Annotated in this window: 24 protein-coding genes; 14 read left to right on the plus strand and 10 right to left on the minus strand. The window is 65.8% G+C overall.

From position 1 onward, the window contains the following. Positions 1-77: 77 nt before the first annotated feature. Both ABRP17_RS05505 and ABRP17_RS05510 read right to left on the minus strand, forming a co-directional pair. A complete protein-coding gene (locus tag ABRP17_RS05505; protein ID WP_192080861.1) occupies positions 78-1,538 on the minus strand; it encodes an NAD(P)(+) transhydrogenase (Re/Si-specific) subunit beta in 1,461 nt (486 codons plus the stop codon). Then, the gene (locus tag ABRP17_RS05510) at positions 1,535-1,855 is read right to left on the minus strand and encodes an NAD(P) transhydrogenase subunit alpha (RefSeq protein WP_188324987.1); all 321 of its coding nucleotides are present in this window, start codon (positions 1,853-1,855) and stop codon (positions 1,535-1,537) included. The genes ABRP17_RS05505 and ABRP17_RS05510 overlap by 4 nt, the downstream gene beginning before the upstream one ends. Positions 1,856-1,963: 108 nt before the next feature. On the opposite strand from ABRP17_RS05510, the gene ABRP17_RS05515 reads away from it, so the two are divergent. From ABRP17_RS05515 to ABRP17_RS05525, 3 genes are read left to right on the plus strand one after another with little or no spacing between them, the layout of a single operon-like run. Next, positions 1,964-2,527 carry an RNA polymerase sigma factor gene (locus ABRP17_RS05515; protein WP_349985750.1) on the plus strand — a complete coding sequence of 188 codons (564 nt, stop codon included), beginning with the start codon at positions 1,964-1,966 and terminating at the stop codon, positions 2,525-2,527. Further along, positions 2,524-2,844, plus strand: coding sequence for a hypothetical protein (locus ABRP17_RS05520; protein WP_188324989.1), 321 nt, complete (start codon positions 2,524-2,526; stop codon positions 2,842-2,844). The genes ABRP17_RS05515 and ABRP17_RS05520 overlap by 4 nt, the downstream gene beginning before the upstream one ends. A 4-nt stretch (positions 2,845-2,848) precedes the next feature. Continuing rightward, entirely contained in the window at positions 2,849-3,277 is a 429-nt protein-coding gene (locus tag ABRP17_RS05525; RefSeq protein ID WP_372486908.1) for a DUF3106 domain-containing protein, read from the plus strand. Between the two features lie 191 nt (positions 3,278-3,468). On the opposite strand, the gene ABRP17_RS05530 is transcribed toward ABRP17_RS05525, so the two are convergent. The 3 genes from ABRP17_RS05530 to ABRP17_RS05540 all read right to left on the minus strand — a co-directional run bounded on the left by ABRP17_RS05530 (position 3,469) and on the right by ABRP17_RS05540 (position 9,036). Beyond that, a complete protein-coding gene (locus tag ABRP17_RS05530) occupies positions 3,469-4,554 on the minus strand; it encodes an NAD(P) transhydrogenase subunit alpha (protein WP_188324990.1) in 1,086 nt (361 codons plus the stop codon). Between the two features lie 151 nt (positions 4,555-4,705). Next, positions 4,706-5,170 carry a hypothetical protein gene (locus ABRP17_RS05535; protein WP_223202911.1) on the minus strand — a complete coding sequence of 155 codons (465 nt, stop codon included), beginning with the start codon at positions 5,168-5,170 and terminating at the stop codon, positions 4,706-4,708. A 1,532-nt stretch (positions 5,171-6,702) separates the two neighbouring features. Continuing rightward, a complete protein-coding gene (locus tag ABRP17_RS05540) occupies positions 6,703-9,036 on the minus strand; it encodes a DUF1631 domain-containing protein (protein ID WP_372486909.1) in 2,334 nt (777 codons plus the stop codon). 466 nt (positions 9,037-9,502) lie between these two features. Here ABRP17_RS05540 and ABRP17_RS05545 point away from each other — a divergent pair, with 466 nt between their 5' ends. Genes ABRP17_RS05545 through ABRP17_RS05560 form a run of 4 tightly spaced genes read left to right on the plus strand, consistent with a single transcriptional unit; the run spans position 9,503 to position 12,411 of the window. After that, positions 9,503-10,084 carry a nitroreductase gene (locus tag ABRP17_RS05545; RefSeq protein WP_349986112.1) on the plus strand — a complete coding sequence of 194 codons (582 nt, stop codon included), beginning with the start codon at positions 9,503-9,505 and terminating at the stop codon, positions 10,082-10,084. 26 nt (positions 10,085-10,110) lie between these two features. Further along, the gene (locus tag ABRP17_RS05550; RefSeq protein ID WP_188327363.1) at positions 10,111-11,076 is read left to right on the plus strand and encodes a 5'-3' exonuclease H3TH domain-containing protein; all 966 of its coding nucleotides are present in this window, start codon (positions 10,111-10,113) and stop codon (positions 11,074-11,076) included. Continuing rightward, a complete protein-coding gene (locus ABRP17_RS05555; protein WP_192094186.1) occupies positions 11,073-11,627 on the plus strand; it encodes an NUDIX hydrolase in 555 nt (184 codons plus the stop codon). The genes ABRP17_RS05550 and ABRP17_RS05555 overlap by 4 nt, the downstream gene beginning before the upstream one ends. Next, positions 11,620-12,411 (plus strand): N-formylglutamate amidohydrolase, encoded by a 792-nt coding sequence (locus tag ABRP17_RS05560; RefSeq protein ID WP_349986113.1) that lies wholly within the window; start codon positions 11,620-11,622, stop codon positions 12,409-12,411. The genes ABRP17_RS05555 and ABRP17_RS05560 overlap by 8 nt, the downstream gene beginning before the upstream one ends. Positions 12,412-12,505: 94 nt before the next feature. Here the strand turns inward: ABRP17_RS05560 and ABRP17_RS05565 are convergent, their stop codons facing one another. Beyond that, entirely contained in the window at positions 12,506-13,897 is a 1,392-nt protein-coding gene (locus ABRP17_RS05565; RefSeq protein WP_349986114.1) for an MFS transporter, read from the minus strand. 108 nt (positions 13,898-14,005) lie between these two features. On the opposite strand from ABRP17_RS05565, the gene ABRP17_RS05570 reads away from it, so the two are divergent. Beyond that, positions 14,006-14,890 (plus strand): LysR family transcriptional regulator, encoded by an 885-nt coding sequence (locus ABRP17_RS05570; RefSeq protein ID WP_349986115.1) that lies wholly within the window; start codon positions 14,006-14,008, stop codon positions 14,888-14,890. 102 nt (positions 14,891-14,992) lie between these two features. Here ABRP17_RS05570 and pip read toward each other — a convergent pair whose 3' ends face one another. Next, positions 14,993-15,934 carry a prolyl aminopeptidase gene (pip, locus tag ABRP17_RS05575; RefSeq protein WP_188325007.1) on the minus strand — a complete coding sequence of 314 codons (942 nt, stop codon included), beginning with the start codon at positions 15,932-15,934 and terminating at the stop codon, positions 14,993-14,995. Between the two features lie 49 nt (positions 15,935-15,983). Beyond that, entirely contained in the window at positions 15,984-16,835 is an 852-nt protein-coding gene (gene prmC / locus ABRP17_RS05580) for a peptide chain release factor N(5)-glutamine methyltransferase (RefSeq protein ID WP_349986116.1), read from the minus strand. A gap of 349 nt (positions 16,836-17,184) precedes the next feature. Between prmC and ahpC the strand changes: the two genes are divergently transcribed. The 5 genes from ahpC to ABRP17_RS05605 all read left to right on the plus strand — a co-directional run bounded on the left by ahpC (position 17,185) and on the right by ABRP17_RS05605 (position 22,117). Beyond that, positions 17,185-17,748 carry an alkyl hydroperoxide reductase subunit C gene (ahpC, locus tag ABRP17_RS05585; RefSeq protein WP_188325009.1) on the plus strand — a complete coding sequence of 188 codons (564 nt, stop codon included), beginning with the start codon at positions 17,185-17,187 and terminating at the stop codon, positions 17,746-17,748. Between the two features lie 177 nt (positions 17,749-17,925). Next, positions 17,926-19,518, plus strand: coding sequence for an alkyl hydroperoxide reductase subunit F (gene ahpF, locus ABRP17_RS05590; RefSeq protein ID WP_349986117.1), 1,593 nt, complete (start codon positions 17,926-17,928; stop codon positions 19,516-19,518). Between the two features lie 84 nt (positions 19,519-19,602). Next, on the plus strand, positions 19,603-20,568 hold the full coding sequence (locus ABRP17_RS05595) for a LysR substrate-binding domain-containing protein (RefSeq protein ID WP_192094191.1): 966 nt from the start codon (positions 19,603-19,605) through the stop codon (positions 20,566-20,568). Positions 20,569-20,697: 129 nt separating this feature from the next. Beyond that, positions 20,698-21,102 (plus strand): nucleoside diphosphate kinase regulator, encoded by a 405-nt coding sequence (gene rnk / locus ABRP17_RS05600; RefSeq protein WP_188325012.1) that lies wholly within the window; start codon positions 20,698-20,700, stop codon positions 21,100-21,102. Positions 21,103-21,157: 55 nt separating this feature from the next. Continuing rightward, positions 21,158-22,117, plus strand: coding sequence for a transaldolase (locus ABRP17_RS05605; protein ID WP_349986118.1), 960 nt, complete (start codon positions 21,158-21,160; stop codon positions 22,115-22,117). Positions 22,118-22,550: 433 nt separating this feature from the next. On the opposite strand, the gene msrA is transcribed toward ABRP17_RS05605, so the two are convergent. Both msrA and ABRP17_RS05615 read right to left on the minus strand, forming a co-directional pair. After that, entirely contained in the window at positions 22,551-23,234 is a 684-nt protein-coding gene (msrA, locus tag ABRP17_RS05610; protein ID WP_349986120.1) for a peptide-methionine (S)-S-oxide reductase MsrA, read from the minus strand. A 9-nt stretch (positions 23,235-23,243) separates the two neighbouring features. Beyond that, positions 23,244-23,507 (minus strand): DUF2007 domain-containing protein, encoded by a 264-nt coding sequence (locus ABRP17_RS05615; RefSeq protein ID WP_349986122.1) that lies wholly within the window; start codon positions 23,505-23,507, stop codon positions 23,244-23,246. A 151-nt stretch (positions 23,508-23,658) separates the two neighbouring features. Between ABRP17_RS05615 and ABRP17_RS05620 the strand changes: the two genes are divergently transcribed. Further along, positions 23,659-25,407, plus strand: coding sequence for a glutamine--tRNA ligase/YqeY domain fusion protein (locus ABRP17_RS05620; RefSeq protein WP_349986123.1), 1,749 nt, complete (start codon positions 23,659-23,661; stop codon positions 25,405-25,407). Positions 25,408-25,477: the final 70 nt, after the last annotated feature.

Consider the following 25,477-nt stretch of genomic DNA (forward strand, 5'->3'; position numbering starts at 1 on the left):
TCACGGCTACCGGACACGTTCCGCCGAGCACGGCTCGGCGCTACCGGACTTGCTGTCCGCCGGGCGGTTCCGGGACCCTAGTGCCCGCCATCCAGCGCCTTCAATTCGCTGACCAGGCTGCTCGCCGCCGCTGCGCCATCGCCGTACAGCATCCGCGTGTTGTCCGCATAGAACAGCGCATTCTCGATCCCCGCAAACCCCGTCCCGCGGCCGCGCTTGATCACCACCACGTTGCGCGCGTTCACCACGTCCAGGATCGGCATGCCGTAGATCGGGCTTGCCGGATCGGTGCGCGCCACCGGGTTCACCACGTCGTTGGCGCCGATCACCAGCACCACATCGGTGTTGGGGAACTCCGGATTGATGTCATCCATGTCCGCGATCAGGTCGTACGGCACACCGGCTTCGGCCAGCAGCACGTTCATGTGGCCAGGCATGCGGCCAGCGACCGGATGGATGGCGAATTTCACTTTCACGCCGCGTGCGATCAGCCGCTGCGCCAGTTCCCAGATCTTGTGCTGGGCCTGCGCCACCGCCATGCCATACCCCGGCACCACCACCACCCGTTCGGCATAGGCCATCATCGCCGCCACGTCCGACGCATCGATCGGCTTCTGCGCGCCGGTGATTTCCTGCGCCTCGCCCCCGGCGTTGCCGCCGAAGTTGGAGAACAGCACGTTGCTGATCGGCCGGTTCATGGCCTTGGCCATCAACCGCGTCAGCAGGATCCCGGCCGCGCCGACCATCATGCCCGCGATGATCAGGGCTTCGTTGCCCAGCACATACCCTTCAAAGGACACCGCCAGGCCGGTGAACGCGTTGTACAGCGAGATCACCACCGGCATGTCCGCGCCGCCGATCGGCAGCGTCATCAGAACGCCCAGTGCGAGCGCCAGCACGAAGAAGGCCACGATCGCCCAGCTGCTCAGCGTGGTCGCTGCCACGATGCCCAGGATCACCACGGCCAGCGCCACGATCAGGTTCAGCGCCTGCTGCCCCGGCCAGGTGACCCGCTTGTCCAAGCGACCGTCCAGCTTCGCCCAGGCAATCACCGAACCGGACAGCGACACCGCGCCGATCGCCGCACCGGTCACCGCCAAGGCGATGACCATTGCCGACGGCTGGCGCGCGGCCAGATCGGCCAGCGCCTGCGCGCTCCAGTGCGTGGTATCGCGGTTGGCCAGCGCTGACCAGCGCAACAGCTCCACTGCGCCGATGGCCGCAGCCGAGCCACCGCCCATGCCGTTGTACAAAGCCACCATCTGCGGCATGTCGGTGATGGCGACCTTGCCAGCCGACCACCACGCCAGCCCGCCCCCCAACGCCAGCGCAACCAGGATCAGCGGGATGTTGTGCAACTCAGGCAGGAAGAACGTCGCCACCGTGGCCAGCAGCATGCCCACGCCCGCCCAGCGGATACCGCTGCGCGCGGTCACCGGCGATGCCATGCGCTGCAGGCCGAGCAGGAACAGGGTGGCAGCGACGAGGTAGCTGGCCTTGACCAGCCAGTCGAGCAGCTCAGGGGTGCTGATGTTCACGACTGCGACTCCTTACTGGCGTCGGTGTCGGCCGGCTTGACGCTCGGCTTGAACATTTCCAGCATGCGCGCGGTGACCACATAGCCGCCGGCCGCATTGCCGGCACCCAGCACGACCGCCAAGAAACCGAGGATCTTCTCCAGCGGCGTCTGGGCATGCCCCAGCACCACCATCGCACCGATCAGCACGATGCCGTGGATGAAGTTCGACCCGGACATCAACGGCGTATGCAGGATCACCGGCACCCGCGAGATGATGACGTGGCCGGCGATGGCCGCCAGCATGAAGATGTACAGCGCTACGAATCCGTCACTCACCGGCAACGCTCCCGCTCTGTGATGTAGCCCCATCATAACCACGCGCTGAACCGCGTGCGCCCCGCGGTCAACCTTGCCGCTGCCCGCGCGTTGTTCTTGGTACGCCCCATGAAGGACCCGTACCCTGTGCTGGTGAGTCCGCTTGCTGCCACCGCTGCTGCACCACCTGCTTCGCTGGACGCTTTCCTGGCCAGCGTGGGGCCGCGTGCGTTCCGCTTCGCCGAGGCCGGCCTGCGCCAGCGCGAAGATGCCTTGGACGCGGTGCAGGACAGCCTGATGCGCATGCTGGACTACCGCGACAGGCCGGCCGCCGAATGGCCACCGCTCTTCTGGAGCATCCTGCGTCGCCGCGTGATCGACATGCAGCGCCGGCGCCGCTTCCGCCTGCCGTTCTGGCGCGACAACGTGGATAGCCAAGGCGAGCCGGTGGATTGGGCCGACGAAGGGCCCGGTCCCGCCGAAGTGCATGCGCAGCGCGCGCAGTACGAAGCGCTGGTGCAGGCGCTGCGCCTGCTGCCGGCCCGCCAGCGTGAAGCCTTTACGCTGCGCGTGCTGCAGGATCTGGACGGCGCGACCACCGCGCGCGCCATGGGCTGCAGCGAAGGCGCCGTAAAAACCCACTTGGCGCGCGCCCGCGACGCGCTGAGAACCCTGATGGAGAACCCGACGTGAGCCGCACCCTGCCCCCCGACGACCAGTTGCACGCGCTGCACCAGCAGGCCGTGCAGGCGCTGTCGCCTGCCACGTTGGCCCGCCTTCGCAGCGCACGGCACGCCACGGCCCCGTCGCGGCGCAGCCCCGCGTGGTGGATGGCCACCGCATTCGCCGGGGTCGCCGCGCTGGGTATCGGCCTCAGCCTGCAGATGCGTGAGGCGCCCTCCTCTACGGTCGCGCCGATGGTGGCGGCGCTGGAAAGCGATGGCGGCGCACTGGATGAAAACCCCGACCTCTACCTGTGGCTGGGCAACACCGACCTGGCGATGGAGTGAACCGATGAAGATGCCCTCCCCTTCTTTCCTGCTCGCCGCCCTGCTGCTGATGACGGCCAGCGCGACGGTATCGGCGCAGACTGCGCCGCCTGCATGGGAACAGCTGCCCCCTGCCCAGCGCGATGCGCTGGTGGCGCCGCTACGTGATCGCTGGAACAGCGCTCCGCCCGACCAGCGCCAACGCATGCTCAACCACGGCCAACGCTGGCAGGCGATGACGCCCGAACAGCGCGATCAGGCCCGCAAAGGCATGCGTCGCTTCGACGGCATGAGTCCGCAGCAACGGGAGCAGGCCCGCGCCCTGTTCGGCAAGATGCGCGGCATGACGCCCGAGCAGCGCGCCGAGCTGCGCACCCGTTGGGGCAGCATGACCCAGGACCAGCGCCAGCAGTGGGTGCGGGACAACCCGCCGCCCCCGCGCAACCGCGACTGACCTGACGTGTCCTGGCTTGGCTTGGCTTGGCTCGCACGGCTCTGATCTGCCCGGCCCGGCCCGGCCCGGCCCTGCTCGGCTCGGCTCTGCTCTTCTCTGCTCTGCTCTGCTCTTCTCTTCTCTGCTCGGCTCTGCTCGCCTCTGCTCGGTAGAGCCGACTTCAGTCGGCTGCTCTCCCGGGCACCGCGCCGTCAGCCAGCCGCCACCCAGCGCGTCTTTGCCAGCAGCTCATCGTCCCAATCAAACCGGACCTCACCCTCCTGCACGAACAGGCTGACGAAGTTCAGCACATTCCGCGCGTACATCTCACTAGCGTGCGTGGCGCCGAGGCTGGCCAGGTTCAGCGGCCCATCCACCATCACCCCGCCGTGCTCGATGCACTCGCCCGGCACCGTCAGCGCGCAGTTGCCACCGCTCTCCGCTGCCAGGTCCACGATCACACTGCCAGGGGCCATCCCTTCCACCATCGCCTGGCTCAGGATCACCGGCGCCGTCCGTCCCGGCACCGCCGCCGTGCAGATCACCACATCCACGCCACGCAGATGGTCGGCCAAGCGCTGCTGCTGCAGCGCGCGTTCTTCATCGGTCAGCGCACGCGCGTAACCGCCCTCGCCCGCCGCACTGACCCCGAGATCCAGAAAACGTGCACCCAGCGACTGGATCTGCTCACGCGTCTCCGGCCGCACGTCGAAGCCTTCAACCTGCGCGCCCAGCCGACGCGCGGTGGCAATCGCCTGCAGACCCGCCACGCCCGCCCCCACCACCAGCACCTTCGCCGGGCGCACCGTGCCGGCGGCCGTGGTCAGCATCGGGAAGAAGCGCGGCGCACGCTGTGCCGCGATCAGCGCCGCCTTGTAGCCGGCCATGCCCGCCTGCGAACTCAACACATCCATCGATTGCGCGCGCGACGTGCGTGGCAACTGCTGCAGCGGGAAGAGGTGCAGACCGGGATGTGCCACCAGATCCGCCAGACCTGCATCGCGCGCCGGATTCAACAGACCGACCACGCTGGCTCCGGACTTGAGGCGCTGCAGCCTGGTCGCGTCCGGCGCCTGCACGCACAGCAGCACATCGATCTCCGCCCACCGGCTGTCGTCCACGCTGAGCGCGCCCGCATCCAGATACGCCTGATCGGTGAATCCCGCCGCCACCCCCGTACCCGGTTCGAACCAGACGGTTGCGCCCCGGGCCACGAGTTTCTTGGTTGTCTCCGGCGTGAGCGCGACCCGCCGCTCGCCTGCTGCGGTTTCCTTGACGCCCAGCAACGCTACGGACATGCGATTCCCCGCCGAAGAATGAATCCCGATGGTAGCGCGCGCATCGGGGTGGGGGTAGCGCCGAGCCACGCTCGGCGAGCAAAGCGGCAAAAACACAAGGCCCCAGCGGCTTCAACCACTCTTCTATCCCCCGCCACCCCGTGCCTCTGCCTCAGACAACGCTTGGATCGTTGATGCAGTGCGCTTCAACGCTGATCTCAAACGCCTGCTTCGCCTTGGACAATTGTTCGAGATACGCCGCGTTTCCCTCGTAGACGATCGAAGAAAGAAACCCCTCGGAGCTGCTTACGAAGGCATTCACGGGCGCAAAACCGCCGTCCACCTGAACCACTACCGTTGCCACATGCAGGGCGACGGCTTTATTGGGGAATGCGATGGATTCATTGAATACCGGCTTTCCACGCAGTGTTCGTCGGAGCGCGATACCGCCACCCCCTACTGCACGCTGGACATCGTTTATTTCATCAACCTGACGCTGCCACAGCACAGCGGTTTCGGGACTCAGGCACGCTTTCGCCTCTTCGAGGATCAAACGCTCCAGATCGGATAGAGGAGTCAGACGCGAGAAGAGAGAGCTGAGCATCGACTTCATCGCGCGCCCGCCTTTCTTCTGCAAGTACGATCCGACTTGAGGCATTCCTGTGCCTTCCGCATTCCCTGCTCCTGTAAGTTGCACATCTACACCATCCTCCTTGAATCAGCACAAGTCCAAGGCTTTCGCCCAGCATCTCCGCTGCTACGCCGCCCCACTTATTCGACGCATGAATTCTTGAGGGCTGACGCGACAGTGGGATGCACAGGATGGCTGAGCATCAACTTCCGAATGAGCCTGCACTCCACGCCGACTTGCTCCATGCCCGGGACTGAATAGATGCCCCCCCGCGCATCGACTCCGCCAAGGTATACCCACACCCTGCCCCCTTCACGAGTCTCAACGCCAACAACCCGACGTCCATTGGAGGTGCGGTACAGAAACGTGCCAACCATCCCCCGCCCATCGACCTCCGCAGACTGAATATCTGCGTAGATGGATTTATCATCGACCCCCGCGTGGCTATACATGAAATGGAAGCCTACGGCAAAGGTGGAGGTAGCTAGAGCCAAGCCCGACATCGCCAGTTTCATATCTTGATCCCAGGCCACGACGTCTTGAAGATTTTATTCAACCTCCCTACGTAGGCGGCCACGCGACTTTGGCGGCAACGCCGTTCTTAAAGCCAATATTGCGACCTCAAACAACACATACGCCGAACCCAGAGTTGCCAGATATATCCATCCACTTGCCACACCAGGCCCGCAATATGGCTGAGTAAGGCAGGTGAAAATGCGAGAGACGATGACAACATCCATCGCCACAGCCGCGCTGACAATTACCACCATCAAGAAGAAGCTAGCGCCCCTCTTCTCATTAACCACCTTCCTCATAACTGACCACGACCTGGGCGGAATCGCCCCTACCGCAAACAGGCCTACCCAACCCGCAAGATAAATGAATAAATTCATTTCGCACTCTTCAGCGACTCGGACGAGGTTTCCCACGGGTAAGTGCCGAGCCCGCACCTGCCCGGACTTAGAATCGCAAAGAAAGCTTCGAACGTGTTGCTCCCGCTATAGTCGCCCGCTAAAAACCAAAGAGCGCTGCTCGTAAGCGAGCCTGCACCTCGACATGAAAAATCGCAGGCCGTCATCTGAGATCACACCTGGATTCTGCGTACACCCAACGCCCACCCTGGTCGTGGCATTCATCAACCCTGAGCTGCTGCCACAGCCAGAATCCAATGACAGCGACGGCAGTTAGAGGAATCACCATGAGAGCGAAGGCGGCCCGCGTCCTCATCGGCATGACAACCTACCGACTTCCGAACTTGGATCATGTCCAGCTGGGCAACTACGCATTGAATTGACGCACCCTTTTAGCGAGCTCAGCAACGATCCATCCCCACAACGGACTCCAACAGCATCCTTGTCCTCCCTCCATTGAGTAAACCTACAGCAAGCAGCCACCCGCCTTGCTTCGCATCAAGCCATACCCAAACCGTGAACGTCCGTGAACCATACCTCAGTCCAAAGAACGAAAAAGGGGACGGAGGGGATTAAGTCGTAATCGGCTTGGCCGATTACGACTTAATCCCCTCCGTCCCCTTTTTTTCAATGCACGGTGCGGTTGGCCTGAGGATCCAGGCGGTCGATCACGCCTTGCATGGCGCTGTCGAACGCGCCGTGGTCTACGTGCGGGCGCAGGCGGCCGAGGCGCACCATGACGGCCAGTTCTTCCGGGGAGGCGACGCAGAAGCGGACGCCGCGGCGGTTGACGAACAGCAGCCGCTGGGAGATCGGGCTGATCCACGACAGCTTGCCGGCCTGCAGCTTGCCGTCCTTGTCGATGAAGTCCAGCCAGATACCGATCTCCATGCGACGGAAACGATCGGCGTCGGCATTATCGAAGTTGTCGTCATCCACCGATGCGGTCACTTCCGCAGAGGTGGGGTCGGTGGGCGGCGGCGGCGGCAGCATGCCCTGCGGCAAATCCGGCAGCGCGCGCTCCAGCTCGGGACGCGACTCGGCGATGCTCTGCAGCGTGTCGTGCAGCGCATCGATCGCGCGTGCCGCGCCGTCACCGTGCACGCCGACACTGGTGAACACCCGCCCCAGTGCCGGCTGCCATGCCTGCAACCACGGCTTGCCGACGATCTTGCGCCGCGCCTCGGCGACTTCATCCAGCAACCCATCGGCCAGCGCCAGGGCTTCGGCCACCGATGCCCCATCGTCGCCCTCGCGCAGCAGCGCCAAGGTCAGATGATGCTGCCACGGCTGGCGCAGGAACTCGGCGATCGCCTGCGGCAGCGTCGCGTCGGCGATGCGCCGATCCAGCTCGGCGCTGGAGCGTGCACGGGCCAGTTCGAGTTTCTCCTGGCCACGCTGCGTCTCCGCTGCACGACGCTCGGCGATCTCGATCCGCCGACGGTGCTGGGCCAGGAAGTCGCGGAATTCTTCTTCCAGGGTGAGGAAGATCGCCAAGTTCTCGTTGAACTCGGCGACCAGTCGTTCAATGATTTCTTCGACCTTGCCCATCAACACGCGCTCGGCCTGGCTTTCGCCGGTATTGCCTTCGCAGGCCTCGGCCAGCGAGTTGAGCAGCTTGCGCGCGGGGTGGGTCTTCTGCACGAACATGCGCCTGTCCAGCATCGCGACCTTCACGAACGGCACCACCAGGCGACCGATCAGCTCGCGCGAGCGGCCTTCCAACTCACGTTCGTCCAGCATGACGTCGAACAGCATGCCGACCAGATCGATCGCGTCTTCGTCCTGCGGGTCCAACCGGGCCTGGCTGGGGTCCATGCCCAGCTGGGTCGCGTTGGACAGCACTTCGCTCTTCAACCGTTGCGCCAGTGACTCGCCGTCTTCGCCGATGGCTGCGCGCAAGGTGGCGCTGGGCGTGGCCTGCAGCAGCGAGAGCACCGACATCATTTCGCGCTGGCTCAACGGACGCTGCTGCCCCACCGCTACCTGTGCGGCGGACGTAGCGTCCTCGCGTACGTGGCGGGTCTGGCGCAGCAACTCATGCAACGCATCCAGCAGCATGCCTTGTTCGCCGCCCTGCCCCGAGGGTCCACTTTCACCGTCATCCGGCATGCCCTGCAGCGAACCGCGCTGCTGCGCCCAGCGGTCCGTGAACCGTTGCGCCCACGCCGGTGCGGCCTGGCCATCATCCTGCCCTTCATAGGCGTCCGCGCCCGGTGCCTGGCGGTGTTCCACCAAGTCATCCAGCATGCCTTGCGCGGCAGCGGCATGCTGCGGGCGCGGTGGCGGCGGTGGCTGCCGGCGTGGCGTTGCCATGTTCGGCATCACCCCCGCCTTGACCAGATGGTCGTCCACCTTTTCGTAGATCTTGCCCACCGGGCCGTGCAGATCGCGCTCGCACAACTTGATCAGGACCAGGCGGACTTCCGGAGCCAGCTCGCAATCGGCGAACGCCTCGTGCACCGCCACGCCCAGATGTTCGGGGCTGATCGGATTGGTATCCGCATCCAGCTCGAGACCGCCGCCGATGAAACCCAGCCGCCGATCCAGGCGGCCCAGCACGGATTTGAAATCGCGCAACAGGATGGTGGCGAACTGCCGCGCCGCCAGGCGCGATTCCAGTTCATGCTCACCCACCAGGCTCAGCACTTCGTCGCCTTGCCCGGACAAGGTCACCTCGGCCGACAACGGTGTACCGGCAGCAAAGGCATCCCAGCTGCGTTCCAGATGGGCGATGAAGCCATTGCCGATATCGTCGCGCCGTCGGCGCAGCTCGCGCATGCCATCCAGGAACAACAGCTGCGAGGAGCCGGCCGTTGCGGCACGGTCGAACAGCACGTCGTCGAACCGTGCGAGCACGGTCGTGAATGCAAGCGATAGCGCGGGCAGGGTCGCTTCGCGCACCAGCATGAGCTGGGTCACGTCGCGTCCCGGCGTTCCCATCGGACTGGGCGTCACCATGCGTGAAGGCTCCCCACCTTCGGCGAAACTGGATGCTGCAGCGATGACATGACAGCTGACGCCTCCCCGGCGTCAACTGCTCGATGGTACGTCGTCCGCCCCGCCGCAGACAGTGAATCAGTCCTCACTTCCAAACCCCGCGACCGGGCAACTCACAACATACGTATCGTAAGCGGTGCAGGGGCTGCAGCGCGAGCGCCATGGCGCAGGCACGGGTAAAATGGAGCCTGATGGACATCACATTCTGTCACTGGGAAGGGGAGGCCGGCACGGGCCGGCTGACGCAGGCCACTATACCCGGCGACCTGTGATGAATGATTAAGCCGCGAGGCACTGGGAGCGCAGGTTCCGGGCTCCGTTCACACGGGGGTGGCGCCCCCCACCCTTGCCCGTAGCTGACTGCCTTCCCGGCCCCGCCAGGTGACGTCGCTATACTCAGGGTTCCGCTTTACTGACTGGCTCCCGCATGTCCGATCCTGCTGCCCTGACCGCCCTCGATGCACGCCGTTCGGTGCCTTCGCGCCAGCTGGGCGAGCCTGGCCCGGACGCCGCCACGGTGCTGCGCATGCTCGAATCGGCCGTCCGTGTGCCCGACCACGGCAAGCGCGTGCCCTTCCGCTTCCTGCAGATCGACGGCGACGCACGCGCGGCGCTGGGCGAATTCCTTGTAGAACGTGCGCAGCAACGTGACCCGCAGGTGTCGTCCGCGCAGCTGGAGAAGGACCGCCAACGGTTCAACCATGCCCCGCTGGTCATCACCGTCGTCAGCCGTATCCGCCCGGATGCAAAGGTGCCCGCCGAGGAGCAGCTGATGACGGTCGGCTGTGTCTGCTTCGCCCTGCTGCAGGCCGCACAGGCACTGGGCTTCGGCGCCCAGTGGCTGACCGGCTGGATGGCCTTCGACGCAGCCGTGCACGCCCATCTCGGACTGACCGAGGAAGAAGGGATCGCCGGTTTCATCCATATCGGCACCCCGAAAACCGAGATCCCCGAACGCGACCGGCCCGATCCGCAGGCCCTGCTGCAGCTGTGGACGGGCACGGCGTGAGCGCTGTCGAGCGGGTCGATGACCCGCTGCCGTCGAGCACGCCAACGGCTCAGCGGCCGCGCGCGCCGTTGTATCTGGTGGATGCCAGCATCTACGTCTTCCGCGCCTGGCATTCGATGCCGGACGAGTTCCAGGATGCGCAGGGCTGGCCCACCAACGCCGTGCACGGTTTTGCGCGCTTCCTGCTGGACCTGCTGGAGCGGCAGCGCCCCAAGCACATCGCCATCGCCTTCGACGAAGCGCTGGACAACGGCTACCGCAACCGGCTGTATCCCGCCTACAAGGCCAACCGCGATCCGGCCCCGGAAGCCCTGCGCCGGCAGTTCGTCCACTGCAAGGCCCTGTGCGCGGCCCTCGGCCTGCCGGTGATGGCGCACCATGATTACGAAGCCGACGACCTGATCGGCAGCGCCCTGCACGCCCATCGCAGCACCCACCACGGGTTGATCATCTCCGCAGACAAAGACCTGTCGCAGCTGTTGCTGGAGCAGGACGAGCAATGGGATTTCGCCCGCAACGTCCGCTGGGACATGCACGGCGTCAAAGGCCGACTGGGCGTGCATGCGCACCAGGTCGCCGATTACCTTGCGCTGTGCGGTGATGCGGTCGACAACATTCCCGGCATCACCGGCGTGGGCAGCAAGTCCGCCGCCGTGCTGCTGGCCCACTTCGGCAGCCTGGACGCCTTGTACGAGCGACTGGACGAAGTGCCATTCCTGCGCCTGCGTGGCGCGGCCCAGATGGCGGTGCGACTGCGCGAGCAGCGCGAGCACGCCCTGCTGTGGCGGCAGCTGACCACCATCGCACTGGATGCACCACTGGACGGCACGGTCAGCGGCCTGTTGCGCGACGAGGTGGATCCACAGCTGCTTGACGGCCTGTGCAGCACGCTGCGCTTCGGCCCCTTGACCCGCCGGCGGCTGTTCGCCGTGGCCGGCCTCGGGGACACCAGCGCGCCAGCCCCTTACCCCACATCGAGCGAGTTCGCATGAGCCAGCGCAACACCGAAGCCCCTCGCGTCGTCTTCGAAGGCAAGTACCAGCGCATGGTCGTGCGCGGCACCTGGGAATACAGCGAGCGTACCCACGCCGGTGGTCTGGCTGCGATCATCATCGCGGTCACCCCGCAGGACACGGTGCTGTTCGTCGAGCAGTTCCGCGTGCCCCTGCAAGCCAGGACGATCGAAATGCCGGCCGGCCTGGTCGGTGACATCGACGCAGGTGAGTCCATTGAACTGTCCGCCGTGCGCGAGCTGGAAGAAGAAACCGGCTGGACGGCCGAGCATGCCGAGGTGCTGATGATCGGGCCGACGTCGTCCGGCGCGAGCAGCGAGAAGATCGCCTTCGTACGCGCTACCGGCCTGAGCCGGGTGGGTGTCGGCGGCGGCGATGACAGCGAGGACATCACCGTGCATGAGATCCCACGCGCCAACGCCGCTGCCTGGCTGGTGCAGAAGATCGGCGAAGGCTACGAGCTGGATGCCAAGCTGTGGGCGGGCCTGTGGATGATCGACCATCATCTGGATGGCACCCCGCGTGGCTGATGCCGATCTGCGCCAAGCGCCGTCCCTGCTGGGCGCGGACGACCCGCCGGTGTTCGCCATCCACCGCCCGCAGGGCACCTCGCCGTATGTGCTGCTGGCCGACCACGCCGGCCAGTGCGTGCCGCATGCATTGCGTGCACTGGGCCTGCCGCAGGCCGAGCTGGACCGGCACATCGGCTGGGACATCGGCATCGCCGGCACCACCCGTGCACTGTCCGAACGGCTGGATGCGTGGGCCATCGAACAGACGTATTCGCGGCTGGTGATCGACTGCAACCGCCCGCTGACGTCCCCCACGCTGATGCCTGAAACCAGCGACCACACGGTGGTTCCGGGGAATGCGGCCCTGTACGCCGCCGAGCGGCAACAACGCATCGATGCCATCCACGCGCCATACCATGCGCGCATCGACGACGAGCTGGACGCGCGGCATGCCGCATCGCGTCCGACCCTGCTGGTGATGATGCACAGCTTCACCCCCAGGATGAACGGCGTGGAGCGGCCGTGGCATGCCGGCGTGCTGTACCACCGCGATACGCGCATGGCCGATGCGCTGTTGCACGCGCTGCGCGACGAGGACGACCTGGTGGTCGGTGACAACCAGCCGTACGCAGTGAGCAGCACCAGCGACTACGCCGTGCCTGTGCATGGCGAAGGACGGGGCCTGCTGCACGTGGAACTGGAAATCCGCCAGGACCTGATCGCCGATACCGCCGGCCAGCAGGCATGGGCGGACAGGCTGGCGCGCATTTTCACCGCGCTGCAGCCGGTACTGCTCGGCTGATCCAATGCCTCGGCAACGACGGCCACGGGCCTTGGTAGTGACGGCCGCTGGCCGTCAGCCGCGGGTCCCATGACGGCCCACGTCCATCATCCCGTCATCGCGACGGACGCAGCCACAACGCCACCGCCACGCCCAGCAGCGCGAACAGCGCTGCACCGTACTGCGCAGAGATCAAGCCCTGCAGCGCCTCCACACTTGAACCGGCGGCACCAGCGGTGCGCCCGGCGTTGGCCGCCATCACCAGCACCGCCAGCCCCAGCGCCCCCCCGATCTGCTGGGCCGTGGCCGCCATGCCCGAGGCAACGCCCTGCTGCGCCGCCGGCACACCCTGCCCCGCGACAATCCACATCGCCGTCCAGGTCATGCCTTGGCCCAGGCTGAGCACGACGATGCCCGGCAGCAGTGCCCAGTAGGTCTGGCCATGCGGCAAGGCCAGCGCCACGCCGGCGATGCCGAGCGCGCCAGCGCCCATGCCAAGCGCGAGCACCTGCCGCGGTGAGCGTCGGCTGAGCATGCGTTCGGCCACGCTGATGCCGTAGGTGCATACCAGCGTGGGCAGCAGGAACGCCAACCCGGCCTGCAGCGGTGACCAGCCGTAGCCATCCTGGAAGTACAACGCAAGGAAGTAGTACTGCACGCCGAAGCTGCTCATGAACAACATCGTGAGCAGCATGGCCGCACGCAGGCTGCGCAGCCGCAGCAGCGCGAACTGCATCAACGGATCGCGGCTGCGCTTTTCAATCTGCACGAAGACCCACAGCAGGGCGACCGACAGCAGCAGGCACGCAAGCGTCAGCGGCGCCGTCCAGCCCCACTCGGGCCCCTGCACCAGCGTGGTCACCAGCAGGCTGCCGCCCAAGGTCACCGTCGCGCAGCCGGCCAGGTCGAAGGAGCGACCCGAGGGCACCGCCGCATCCTGCGGCAACCAGCGTCCCGCCAACCCGGCGCACGCCGCGGCGACGGGCACGATCACCAGCAGCACCGATGACCAGCCAAAGAACTGCGTCAGCACCCCTCCGAGCAACGTGCCCAGGGCCAGCCCCGCCGCGCTGGCCATGCTCCAGATCGCCAGCGCCCGGTTGCGCGCCGCGCCCTCGGCGTAGATCGTGTTGATCAGTGAGAGCGTGGCCGGGAACAGCAGGGCCGCACCGATGCCCTGCACCGCGCGGGCCGCGATCAACATGCCTGCGCTGCTGCTCAGCCCACCGACCAGTGAGGCCAGTGCGAACAGCGCCATGCCGATGCGATACAGGCGGCGACGCCCCAGGAGATCCGCCGCCCGCCCTCCCAGCAACAGGCAGCCGCCAAACGCCACGGTGTAGGCACTGACGATCCACTGCAACTGCTGCGCATTGATGTCCAGCTGGATGCCCATCTCATGCAACGCGACGAAGATGATCGTGGCATCCAGCGCGATGATCAGCTGGGCCATGGCCAGCAGGGTCAGCGCGAGACGGGCCGGAAACAACGGGATACGTGGGTTCATGCCGATGGGGACTGCGGGGAGGTGCGCAGTCTCATTGATGACGCTCGACAAAGAAACCCCGATACTTCGATTTCTGTAATGCATACAGGCATCAATCAAAGGTCAGCAATGGATCTCAATGCCGTGCGCATGCTGGTGCAGGTCGCCGACGCCCGCAGCTTCACCGTGGCGGCGGGTCAGCTGGGCATCAGTCAGTCCGGGCTGTCGCGTGCGATCGGGCGGCTGGAAACGGAGCTTGGCGTGCGCCTGCTCAACCGCAACACGCGCAATGTCAGCCTGACCCCGGATGGCCGTCAGTTTGTCGACCATTGCACGCCGTTGTTGTCCGGTCTGGAAGACGCTGAGCGGCGTTTGGGGGACCGCCCCTGCACGCCCTCCGGCATCCTCAAGCTCACCGCGCCGTCGATGTTCGGTCGCAAGGTGCTGGTGCCACTGGCCGGCAGGCTGATGGCCGAGCATCCGCTGCTGCAGTTCGAGCTGGTGCTCAACGATCGGCTGGTCGATCTGGTGGACGAGGGCTTCGATGCCGCAGTGCGCACCGGGCCGATCAGCGATGTGCGCATGGTCGCTCGCCCCCTGCGTCCACTGCACTGGGTCACGGTGGCCGCGCCCGGTTACCTGGCCCGGCACGGCGCACCCGCCACCGTCGATGCGCTGCATGACCACGTGTGCCTGGCCGTGCGCAACCTGCGCAGCGGACGGCTGGTCGACTGGCAATTCCGCGAAGACGGCCGGCTGCGCGAGTTCACCGCCCCGGCTCGGATGGTGTTCGACAGCGGCGACCCGCTGGTGGAAGCGGCAGTGGCCGGTGTGGGTATCGTGCAGGTGATGGATTTCGCGGTGGCCGATGCCTTGGCGGCCGGCACGCTGCAGCGCGTGCTGCAACCCTTTGAAGGACGCAGTCGTGCGCTGTCGCTGGTCTACCCGCCGTCGCGGCAGGCGTCACCGAAGCTGAAGGTGCTGGCTGATGCGTTGTTGGCCGGAGAGTGGTGACACGGGAACGGCCGGTGGGTGACGACGAGGTGCCGTCACCCGACCGGATGCAGGTTCACCCGCATCCGTTGACGGCCAGCGGCCGTCACTACCGCGGCTGGCTCAGGCGAACGAATCCGTCGCCCGCACCAGCGCGTCCACGTTCTCGGCTTCGAACGCCGAGTGCCCCGATGCCGGGGTGATGTCCAGCTTGGCTTTCGGCCACACCTTGGTCAGGTCCCAGGCATTGGCCAGCGGGCACACCACGTCATAGCGGCCATGCACGATCACGCCCGGGATGTCGGCAATGCGATGCGCATCGCGCAGCAGCTGGTCTTCCACCTCGAAGAAGCCACCGTTGACGAAGTAGTGGTTTTCGATGCGCGCGAAGGCCAGCGCGAACTGCGGATCTTCATGGCTGTTGACGAAGTCGTCGTCCACGTGGAGGAAGCTGGTCGCACCCTCCCACACGCTCCACGCCTTGGCCGCCGCCAACCGGGTGGCTTCGTCGTCACTGGTCAGGCGGCGGTGGAACGCCGAGATCAGGTCATGCCGTTCAACGGCGGGGATGGGCTTGAGGTAGTGCTCCCATGCATCCGGGAACAGCCGGTTCGCGCCTTCCTGATAGAACCATTCCAGCTCCCAACGACGCAGCATGAAGATGCCGCGCAGCACCAGCTCGCTTACCTTGTCCGGATGGGTCTGCGCATAGGCCAGCGCCAGGGTGGAACCCCAGCTGCCGCCGAACACCTGCCACTTCTCGACGGACAGGTGCTCGCGCAGTTTTTCGATGTCCGCCACCAGGTCCCAGGTGGTGTTGTCCACCAGATCGGCGTGCGGCGTGGACCGGCCCGAGCCGCGCTGGTCGAACAGGATGATGCGGTACTTCGCCGGATCGTGGAAACGGCGCATCTTGTCGCTGCAGCCGCCACCGGGGCCGCCATGCAGCAGTACCACCGGCTTGCCGTCCGGGTTGCCGCACTGTTCGAAATACAGCGTGTGGCGGTCATCGACCTTCAGCGTGCCCTGGTCGTACGGGGCGATGTCGGGGTACAGCGTACGCATGTGTGCAACTCCATGGTGGTGCCCTGCGCGCGGCAGGAGAGCCTCCATTCTAGGCCGGCCGTCGACCCAGCGTGACCCGGTCGCGCTGCTCCAGGTCCTGCACGGTCTCCACCGCGTCCCACCCTGCCTGCTGAAGCAGCAAGCAGATGGCCGCGCCCTGGTTCCAGCCGTGTTCCAGCAGCAGCCAGCCACCTGCGTGCAGGTGCTGCATGGCACCGGCGACGAGGAGCCGGATATCAGCCAGGCCATCTTCACCGGAGGCCAGCGCGGTGGCGGGTTCGAAGCGCAGATCACCCTGCTGCAGGTGGGGATCGTCGCTGCGGATGTAAGGCGGGTTGCTGGCGATCAGGTCGAAGCGCTGGCCCTGCAGCGGTACCAGCCAGGATCCGTGGGCAAAGCGCACCGTGGTCAACGCATGGCGTTGGGCATTACGGGCGGCCACCGCCAACGCCGCCTCACTGAAGTCGGTCGCCAGCACCCGTGCGTTCGGCCGCTCGCTGGCCACGGCCAGGGCGATGGCGCCACTTCCCGTTCCCAGATCGGCCACCTCCAATGGCCTGTCCAACGGCAAGCGCGCCAGTGCCAACTCGACCAGCAGCTCGGTTTCCGGACGCGGTATGAGGGTCGCCCCGTCAACGTCCAGATCCAGGGTCCAGAAGCCACGGCGTCCGGTCAGGTACGCCACCGGCTCACCCTCCGCGCGGCGCGCCACCAGCGCGCTGAACCGCGCGCGGTCAGCATCACCCAACGGATCGGCTGCGTGCGCGAACAGCCAGGAGCGGGCGCACTGCAGCGTATGCAGCAACAACAGCTCCGCCTCGTGCCGGGCATCCGGCCCGGACAGCCTAGCGGTGGCATCGGCAAGGACATCACGTACTGAAACCGGGGAAAACGCGTTCATCGGACTCAACCTGCAGGGGCGCGCAGCTTAGCCCAGCGGCTGCGACGCAATCAGCTCACCCAGCGCCACCCCGTCCTGCATCGCCTGAGTGACGGGCCACCGCGTTCAGCTGCAGGTGGGGGTCTGAAATAAGCGCGACCTATCGACCGAAGCAGCCATGGGACCTCAAGAGCGCCGTGCGACAAGGCTTTCCCGACGCTCCGGTGGGGTGAACCTCGTCACGACGGGCTATTTAGATAGCCAATGCCTATTGAATAGATGCGATCAATGGATTGTCCTTATTGAATTGGAGCCGGTAATGTAGTCCCTGTCGATTTCACCCAGTCCCCTTCACCCAAGAGGAATATCCATGTCCCTGATCAACACCCAGATCCAGCCGTTCGAAGCCAACGCTTACTTGAATGGCGAGTTCATCAAGGTTTCCGACAGCACGCTGAAGGGCCAGTGGTCCGTCCTGATCTTCATGCCGGCTGCTTTCACGTTCAACTGCCCGACCGAGATCGAAGACGCGGCGGATCATTACGCCGAGTTCCAGAAGGCCGGTGCCGAGGTCTACATCGTCACCACCGACTCGCACTTCGCCCACAAGATCTGGCACGAAACCTCGCCGGCCGTTGGCAAGGCCCAGTTCCCGCTGGTTGGCGACCCGACCCACCAGTTGACCAACGCCTTTGGCGTGCACATCCCGGAAGACGGCATGGCCCTGCGTGGCACGTTCGTGATCAATCCGGAAGGCGTGATCAAGACCATGGAGATCCACTCCAACGAGATCGCCCGTGACGTGTCCGAGACCCTGCGCAAGCTGAAGGCTGCCCAGTTCACCGCCGCCAACCCGAACCAGGTCTGCCCGGCCAAGTGGAAGGAAGGCGAGAAGACCCTGACCCCGTCGCTTGACCTTGTCGGCAAGATCTAAGCTGCCCCCTCGCTCCCATGCCCGCCCCGTGCGGGCGTGGGGGTGAACCCAAGACGCCGGCGCCAGCCACCGCCAGCCCCTTCCACAGGCGTCTTGGGTTCACCCCTACCCCTCGCTGGTCCGCTACCTTGTGCAGCGGCGCCACGCCCCCTGTTTGCCTGAAGCCAGGAGAAAACCATGTTGGATGCCAACCTGCAGTCGCAGCTGAAGACTTACCTGGAGCGCGTCACCCGCCCGATCCAGATCACCGCGCGCGTGGATCACGGTGCCAAGGCACAGGAAATGCTGGAACTGCTGACCACGCTGGACAGCCTGTCCGACAATATCTCGCTGGACGTCCTGCGCGACGGCCAGGGCCGCGTGCCCTCGTTCGACCTGGGCAGCCCGGGCGAAGACATCCATGTGACCTTCGCCGGCCTGCCGATGGGCCACGAGTTCACCTCGCTGGTGCTGGCACTGCTGCAGGTGGGCGGTCACCCGTCCAAGGCGACGGCCGAGGTCATCGAGGCGGTGCGCAACCTGGAAGGCGAGTACAGGTTCGAAACGTATTTTTCGCTCTCCTGCCAGAACTGCCCCGATGTGGTGCAGGCGCTGAATCTTGCCGCAGTGCTCAATCCGCGCGTGCAGCACGTGGCCATCGACGGTGCGCTGTTCCAGGACGAAGTGGAGCAGCGACAGATCATGTCCGTGCCCACCGTGTATCTCAACGGTGAGCTGTTCGACCAGGGCCGCATGACGCTGGAGCAGATCGTGGCGCGCCTGGATACCGGTGCTGCCAAGCGCGATGCGCAGAAGATCGCCGCCAAGGAAGCGTTTGATGTGCTGGTTGTCGGCGGCGGGCCGGCCGGTGCTGCAGCGGCGATCTATGCCGCGCGCAAGGGCATCCGCACCGGCGTGGCCGCTGAGCGTTTCGGCGGCCAGGTGCTGGACACCATGGCGATCGAGAACTTCATTTCGGTCAAGGAGACCGAGGGCCCCAAGCTGGCCATGGCCCTGGAACAGCACGTGCGCGAATACGACGTGGACATCATGGACCTGCAGCGCGCGACGGGGCTGGTGGCCGCCGGCGACGACGGGCTGGTGCAGGTGCAGCTGGAAAATGGCGCCGTGCTGAAGTCGAAGTCGGTGATCCTGTCCACCGGCGCGCGCTGGCGGCAGATGAACGTCCCTGGCGAGGACCAGTACCGCAACAAGGGGGTTGCCTACTGCCCGCACTGCGATGGCCCGCTGTTCAAGGGCAAGCGTGTGGCGGTGGTCGGCGGTGGCAATTCCGGGGTCGAAGCGGCGATCGATCTGGCGGGCCTGGTCGCCCACGTGACCCTGCTGGAGTTCGACACCACCTTGCGTGCTGACGAGGTGCTGCAGCGCAAGCTGCGCAGCCTGGGCAACGTGACCGTGCTGACCAGCGCGCAGACCACCGAAGTGCTGGGTGATGGGCAGAAAGTGACCGGCCTTGTCTACAAGGACCGCATCGGCAACGATTCGCACCGGGTCGACCTGGAAGGCATCTTCGTGCAGATCGGACTACTGCCCAATACGGAGTGGTTGGCCGACGCCATCACCTTGTCACCGCGTGGCGAAATCGTCATCGATGATCGGGGCCAGACGAGTTTGCCCGGTGTGTTTGCTGCGGGAGACTGCACTACCGTACCTTACAAGCAGATCATCATCGCCATGGGCGCCGGATCGACGGCCGCACTCAGTGCCTTCGACCATCTGATCCGCTCGTCCGTGAGCAAGAGCAGCAGCACCGTTGCAGAAGCTGCCTGACAAAAGATCCCGGACCACCGGGACCGTACGTGTCCACTGGGTCAACCACGCCATCACCCGGTATCTATCCAATGAGGTCTCAGGATGAACCTACGTGATCTGAAATACCTGGTGGCGCTGGCGGAGCATCGTCACTTCGGCAAGGCCGCGGCGGCCTGCTTCGTCAGCCAGCCCACGCTGTCCACCCAGATACGCAAGCTGGAAGACGAGCTCGGGGTGTCGCTGGTGGAGCGCGCTCCCCGCAAAGTGATGCTGACACCCGCCGGCCACGACGCGGCAGCGCGCGCACGCGTGATCGTGGCCGAAGTAGAGCAGATGAAGGAGGCCGCGCGCCGCAGCCGCGACCCGGAAGCCGGTGCAGTGCGGCTGGGCATCTTCCCTACGCTCGGTCCGTACCTGCTGCCGCATGTCATCCCTCGCATCCGCGAGCGCTTCCCACAGCTTGAGCTGTTGCTGGTGGAAGAAAAAAGCGATGTCCTGCTGGCCCGACTGCGCGAAGGCAAACTGGATGCAGCACTGCTGGCGTTGCCGGTGCTGGACGATCAGTTGCATACCGAGTTCCTGTTCGAAGAACCGTTCCTGCTGGCGGTGTCCGCCCAGCATCCACTGGCGGGGCGCAAGCGGCTGGACGTGCAGGAACTGTCGGCCCAGCGCCTGCTGCTGCTTGAAGACGGGCACTGCCTGCGCGATCAGGCACTGGAAGTCTGCCGGCTGTTCGGCGCAAACGAAAAATCGGAGTTCCGCGCCACCAGCCTGGAGACGCTGCGGCAGATGGTCGCCGCGGATGTGGGCATCACACTGCTGCCGACGCTGTCGGTCAAGCCACCGGTACCGCGATCAGACAACATCCGCCTGCTGGACCTGATCGGTGACAATCCGCCCAGCCGCCGCATTGCCATGGCATGGCGGCGCAGCTCGGCGATGAGTGGGTTCCTGCTGCAGTTGGCGGATCAGTTCAAACACCTGCCCGCATCGCTGTTCGCGCTGGAGGACGGGGCGCCGCCTCCACCACGCGGCGTCGATCGCACCGCGCCCGCGCGGCTGGTCTGAGCCGCAGCGGAACAGCGAAATCCCTGGAAGCGGTCAACGGGTCGATTCCCGCCCCGTTTGTCCCCACAATAGAACGAGGCGGCGCCATCCGGTGCCGCCTTTTGTATGGTCCCTTTCCAGGAGTACTGCATGACCACCGCCAGCGGCCTGCCGCCATCCATCACCGTTTCTTCCCACGATCTTGCCCGGCTGGAGGCCTTGCTGGACTCGCCTGCGGCGAGTGCACTGCCCACTGCCGCAGCGCTTTCAGAAGAGCTCACCCGCGCCAACGTGCTGCCGACGGCGGAAATGCCGGAAGGCATCGTCATGATGCATTCGCGGGTAGAGTGCGAAGATGAAACCTCCGGCGATACCCACGTACTGACCCTGGTGTACCCCCGCGAAGCCAATGTCGATGAGCACAAGGTCTCCGTGCTGGCGCCCGTTGGCACGGCGCTGCTGGGACTGGCGATCGGCCAGCGCATCGAGTGGGATGCCCCCGGTGGTCGCAAGTTGAAGCTGCGTGTCACCGCTGTCCACAACGACAAGCCCTGAAGAATCCCAGACCCTTTGGCCGCGCCCCACGCGCGCCCGCAACGATGGAGCTGCAATGAGCACCCCCCCGTCCAAACTTTCCCAGCTGCGCGAACTGTCTGTGGTGGTGGCCGACACCGGCGACTACGAGGCCATCAAGAAGCTGCGGCCAGTGGATTGCACGACCAATCCCACCCTGGTGAAGAAGGCGCTGGACCTGCCGGTCTATGCGACGTTGATCGAAGATGCGCTCAACTGGGGTCGGCAGCAGAGCGGCGAACGCGATGCGGTCGTCGACGCCGTCGCTGATCGGCTGACGGTGGGCGTGGGTACGCTGTTGAGCACTCTGGTGCCCGGCCGCGTGTCCACCGAAGTGGACGCCGACAAGTCGCATGACACCGAGGCGACCATCGCCAAGGCGCGTCGGTTCGTGCAGATGTACGCAGACGCCGGCGTGCCGCGCGAGAAGATCCTGATCAAGATCGCCGCCACCTGGGAAGGCATCGAAGCCGCCCGCGTGCTGCAGGCCGAAGGCATCGACTGCAACCTGACCCTGATCTTCAACCCGACCCAGGCGCTGGCCTGCAGCGAAGCGGGCGCGTTCCTGATTTCGCCCTTCGTCGGCCGCATCCTGGACTGGTACGTGGCCAATGGGCAGGCACCGGCCACCATCGACGAAGACCCGGGCGTGGTGTTCGTACGCGGCGTGTATGCCGAGTTCAAGCGCCGTGGCTCGTCGACCGTGGTGATGGGCGCCTCGTTCCGCTCGACCGCGCAGATCGAAGCACTGGCGGGCTGCGATCGCCTCACGATCTCGCCGGACCTGTTGGAAAAGCTGGATGCTGACCAGGGTGCGCTGGAGCGCAAGCTGGTCGCTGGTGCGACCGAATCGGTGACCTCCACGCCGATCGACAGCGCGCGCTTTGCCGCTGATCTGGCCGCCGACCCGATGGCAACCGAGAAGCTTGCCACCGGCATCGACGCGTTCGCCAAGGATCTGGAAAGCCTGCGGGCGCGGATCCGCGCGGAGCTGTAATTGTGTCGGGCTGGTCGAACGGGCAAGCCCCCCTCGCGGTGGGCTCTGACAGCAGACTGCTTGCTTGAGGCCGGGCGGTGGGGCTGGTCGGGGGACGGCAAGAACTGCATCCATGCGTGCCTCGTTTCGCGCCATCCATGGCGCGGGTACACGTCATCGCATTCGCGCTGCCGCTCCCACGCTTTGCTGCGCAAACCGTGGGCCCCGTCTCACCAGCACCCACACCCCGCCGCTTCGCGGCCGCCCCTGACTCAGGGGCTCCCTCCACCCGACGGGTTACTGCCATCGGTAGCGTCGAGCCGTGCTCGGCGAAATGTTTCCGCCGACGGCCCGCTGCGCTCGCCGACCATGGGTCGGCGCTACCAGGGCACCGCCCTGGACCCGCCGACGCCACAGCCCTGCAGCCGTTGACGCTGCCCTGGCTTGAAAAGCGTCAGGGTGCCGCGATGCCGGTACCGATCGGGCAGCTCACCCCGGTACCGCCGATGCCGCAGTAGCCGTTCGGGTTCTTCGCCAGGTACTGCTGGTGGTAGTCCTCGGCGTAGTAGTACTCCGGTGCCGGATACACGATCTCGGTGGTGATGGGGCCGTAGCCGGCCTCCTGCAGATGCACGCCATAGACCTCTTCGCTGGCCAGCGCCGCCGCGTACTCGCCCTCGGTCAGGCAGTGGATGGCCGACCGGTACTGGGTGCCGGTGTCGTTGCCCTGACGCATGCCCTGGGTGGGGTCGTGGCTTTCCCAGAACACCTGCAGCAGCTGCTCCACGGTGATCAGTTTCGGGTCGTACACCACCTCGACGATCTCGGTATGGCCGGTCAGACCCGAACAGACCTCCTCATAGGTAGGGTTCGGCGTCACCCCGCCGGCGTAGCCCACCGAGGTGCTGTACACCCCGGGCAGGGTCCAGAACTTCCGCTCGGCACCCCAGAAGCAGCCCATGGCAAAGCGGATCCGCTCGTATCCCGCGAAGCGATCCTTCAGCGGATGACTGTTCACGAAGTGCTGGTTGTTCTGCAGCGCCAAGGGCTGATCGCGCCCGGGCAGCGCCTCTTCCGCACGCGGCAGACGCTGCTTGAAGGCGCCGATACCGAGAATCCCGTTGCCAAGTCCCAACATGCTGTGCTCCTAGGCCGGCTGCCCGGCAAGATCGTCTGTGTCTGAAGTGGGGTCGTCCGGGCCGTGGCCCAAGTCCAGCCCGGCCATCACGGCTTCTGCCTCCGCACGGGCGGCGTCGGGGATGGCGACGCGCAGCACGCCGAACAACGGCAGCTCGCCCATGCCGCCCAACAACGACTCGCCGAAGACGAACGCGGGGATACCGGCGTCCTCCAGCGCATGCTTGGCCAGGTGGGCATCAAACAGGTTGTCGGCCTTGTACACGATGTGCATGGACATATCCTTGGATGACTGTCATCGAGCATACGCTTGCGGCATGAACGGGCCTGTGGTCCTGTCCAGCAGCCCCAGGACGGACACCCCGCGGGCAGCTGGAGCGCTGACACGCTAGACTGGCGGTCTTTCTGCCCTTGATTGCCGCATCATGTCCGAGCACACCCCTGCCAGCCCCGAAACCCCCACCGACGGCACCGAGAAGCGCGATTTCATCCGCCAGATCGTGCGCGAGGACCTGGCCAGCGGCAAGCACCAGGCAATCAAGACCCGCTTCCCGCCGGAACCCAATGGCTACCTGCACATCGGCCATGCCAAGTCGATCTGCCTGAACTTCGGCATCGCCGGCGAGTTCGGCGGTGTGTGCAACCTGCGTTTCGACGACACCAACCCGGCCAAGGAAGACCCGGAGTACGTGGCCGCGATCCAGGACGACGTGCGCTGGCTTGGATTCGAGTGGAACGAGCTGCGCCACGCCTCGGACTACTTCGAGGCCTACTACCTGGCGGCGCAGAAGCTGATCCGCGACGGCAAGGCCTATGTCTGCGACCTGTCGGCCGAGGAAGTGCGCGCCTACCGCGGCACCCTGACCGAGCCGGGCCGCCCGTCGCCTTTCCGGGATCGTAGCGTGGAAGAAAACCTGGATCTGTTTGCCCGCATGCGCGCCGGCGAGTTCCCGGATGGGGCCCGCACCGTGCGCGCGAAGATCGACATGGCCAGTGGCAACATCAACCTGCGCGATCCGGCCCTGTACCGCATCAAGCACGTCGAACACCAGAACACCGGCAATGCCTGGCCGATCTACCCCATGTACGACTTCGCACATGCGCTGGGCGATTCGCTGGAAGGCATCACCCATTCGCTGTGCACGCTGGAATTCGAAGACCACCGCCCGCTGTACGACTGGTGCGTGGATCATGTGGACTTCGCCCATGACGATGCGCTGACCGCCCCGCTGGCTGCGGCCGGGCTGCCACGCGAAGCCGCCAAGCCCCGTCAGATCGAGTTCTCCCGCCTCAACATCAACTACACCGTGATGAGCAAGCGCAAGCTGATGGCGCTGGTCACCGAGCAGCTGGTGGATGGCTGGGACGATCCGCGCATGCCGACCCTGCAGGGCCTGCGTCGCCGTGGCTATACCCCGGCGGCGATGCGCCTGTTCGCCGAGCGCGTGGGCATCAGCAAGCAGAACTCGCTGATCGATTTCAGCGTGCTGGAAGGTGCCCTGCGCGAGGACCTGGACAGCGCGGCCGCTCGCCGCATGGCGGTGATCGATCCGATCAAGCTGGTGTTGACCAACCTGCCCGACGGGCACGAAGAGACGCTGACCTTCAGCAACCACCCGAAGGATGAGTCCTTCGGCAGCCGCGAGGTGCCGTTTGCCCGTGAGCTGTGGATCGAGCGCGACGACTTCGCCGAAGTGCCGCCGAAGGGCTTCAAGCGCCTGCTGCCGGGTGGCGAAGTGCGCCTGCGCGGCGCTGGCATCATCCGCTGCGATGAAGTGATCAAGGACGCCGACGGCACCATCACCGAGCTGCGCGGCTGGCTGGATCCGGAGTCGCGCCCCGGCATGGAAGGCGCCAATCGCAAGGTCAAGGGCACCATCCACTGGGTCAGCGCAGCGCATGCGGTGGCGGCCGAAGTCCGCCTGTACGATCGGTTGTTCTCGGTAGCCAACCCCGATGACGAGTCGGAGGGCAAGACGTACCGTGACTACCTGAACCCCGAATCGCGTCGCACCGTCACCGGCTATGTCGAACCCGCCGCTGCCAGCGCCACGCCGGAACAGTCGTTCCAGTTCGAGCGCACCGGCTACTTCGTCGCTGACCGGCGTGACCACACAGCGGCCAAGCCGGTGTTCAACCGCAGCGTGACCCTGCGCGACACCTGGTCGGCCTGACACCACCGACGTCCGTGCGCGCGGCCACCACCGCGCGCCCTTGCCGCCGCCCCTGCCCGCCCGCTTCATC

Origin of the sequence: Stenotrophomonas sp. WHRI 8082 (assembly GCF_040223995.2) — a bacterium.
Taxonomy (GTDB): Bacteria; Pseudomonadota; Gammaproteobacteria; order Xanthomonadales; family Xanthomonadaceae; genus Stenotrophomonas.

Coding starts and splice junctions, on each gene's coding strand:
- ABRP17_RS05515 (WP_349985750.1), top strand. CDS start 1,964: ATGAAGGACCCGTACCCTGTGCTGGTGAGTCCGCTTGCTGCCACCGCT.
- ABRP17_RS05525 (WP_372486908.1), top strand. CDS start 2,849: ATGAAGATGCCCTCCCCTTCTTTCCTGCTCGCCGCCCTGCTGCTGATG.
- ABRP17_RS05530 (WP_188324990.1), bottom strand. CDS start 4,554: ATGTCCGTAGCGTTGCTGGGCGTCAAGGAAACCGCAGCAGGCGAGCGG.
- ABRP17_RS05540 (WP_372486909.1), bottom strand. CDS start 9,036: ATGGTGACGCCCAGTCCGATGGGAACGCCGGGACGCGACGTGACCCAG.
- ABRP17_RS05545 (WP_349986112.1), top strand. CDS start 9,503: ATGTCCGATCCTGCTGCCCTGACCGCCCTCGATGCACGCCGTTCGGTG.
- ABRP17_RS05555 (WP_192094186.1), top strand. CDS start 11,073: ATGAGCCAGCGCAACACCGAAGCCCCTCGCGTCGTCTTCGAAGGCAAG.
- ABRP17_RS05565 (WP_349986114.1), bottom strand. CDS start 13,897: ATGAACCCACGTATCCCGTTGTTTCCGGCCCGTCTCGCGCTGACCCTG.
- ABRP17_RS05570 (WP_349986115.1), top strand. CDS start 14,006: ATGGATCTCAATGCCGTGCGCATGCTGGTGCAGGTCGCCGACGCCCGC.
- pip (WP_188325007.1), bottom strand. CDS start 15,934: ATGCGTACGCTGTACCCCGACATCGCCCCGTACGACCAGGGCACGCTG.
- prmC (WP_349986116.1), bottom strand. CDS start 16,835: ATGAACGCGTTTTCCCCGGTTTCAGTACGTGATGTCCTTGCCGATGCC.
- ahpC (WP_188325009.1), top strand. CDS start 17,185: ATGTCCCTGATCAACACCCAGATCCAGCCGTTCGAAGCCAACGCTTAC.
- ahpF (WP_349986117.1), top strand. CDS start 17,926: ATGTTGGATGCCAACCTGCAGTCGCAGCTGAAGACTTACCTGGAGCGC.
- ABRP17_RS05595 (WP_192094191.1), top strand. CDS start 19,603: ATGAACCTACGTGATCTGAAATACCTGGTGGCGCTGGCGGAGCATCGT.
- rnk (WP_188325012.1), top strand. CDS start 20,698: ATGACCACCGCCAGCGGCCTGCCGCCATCCATCACCGTTTCTTCCCAC.
- ABRP17_RS05605 (WP_349986118.1), top strand. CDS start 21,158: ATGAGCACCCCCCCGTCCAAACTTTCCCAGCTGCGCGAACTGTCTGTG.
- msrA (WP_349986120.1), bottom strand. CDS start 23,234: ATGTTGGGACTTGGCAACGGGATTCTCGGTATCGGCGCCTTCAAGCAG.
- ABRP17_RS05615 (WP_349986122.1), bottom strand. CDS start 23,507: ATGCACATCGTGTACAAGGCCGACAACCTGTTTGATGCCCACCTGGCC.
- ABRP17_RS05620 (WP_349986123.1), top strand. CDS start 23,659: ATGTCCGAGCACACCCCTGCCAGCCCCGAAACCCCCACCGACGGCACC.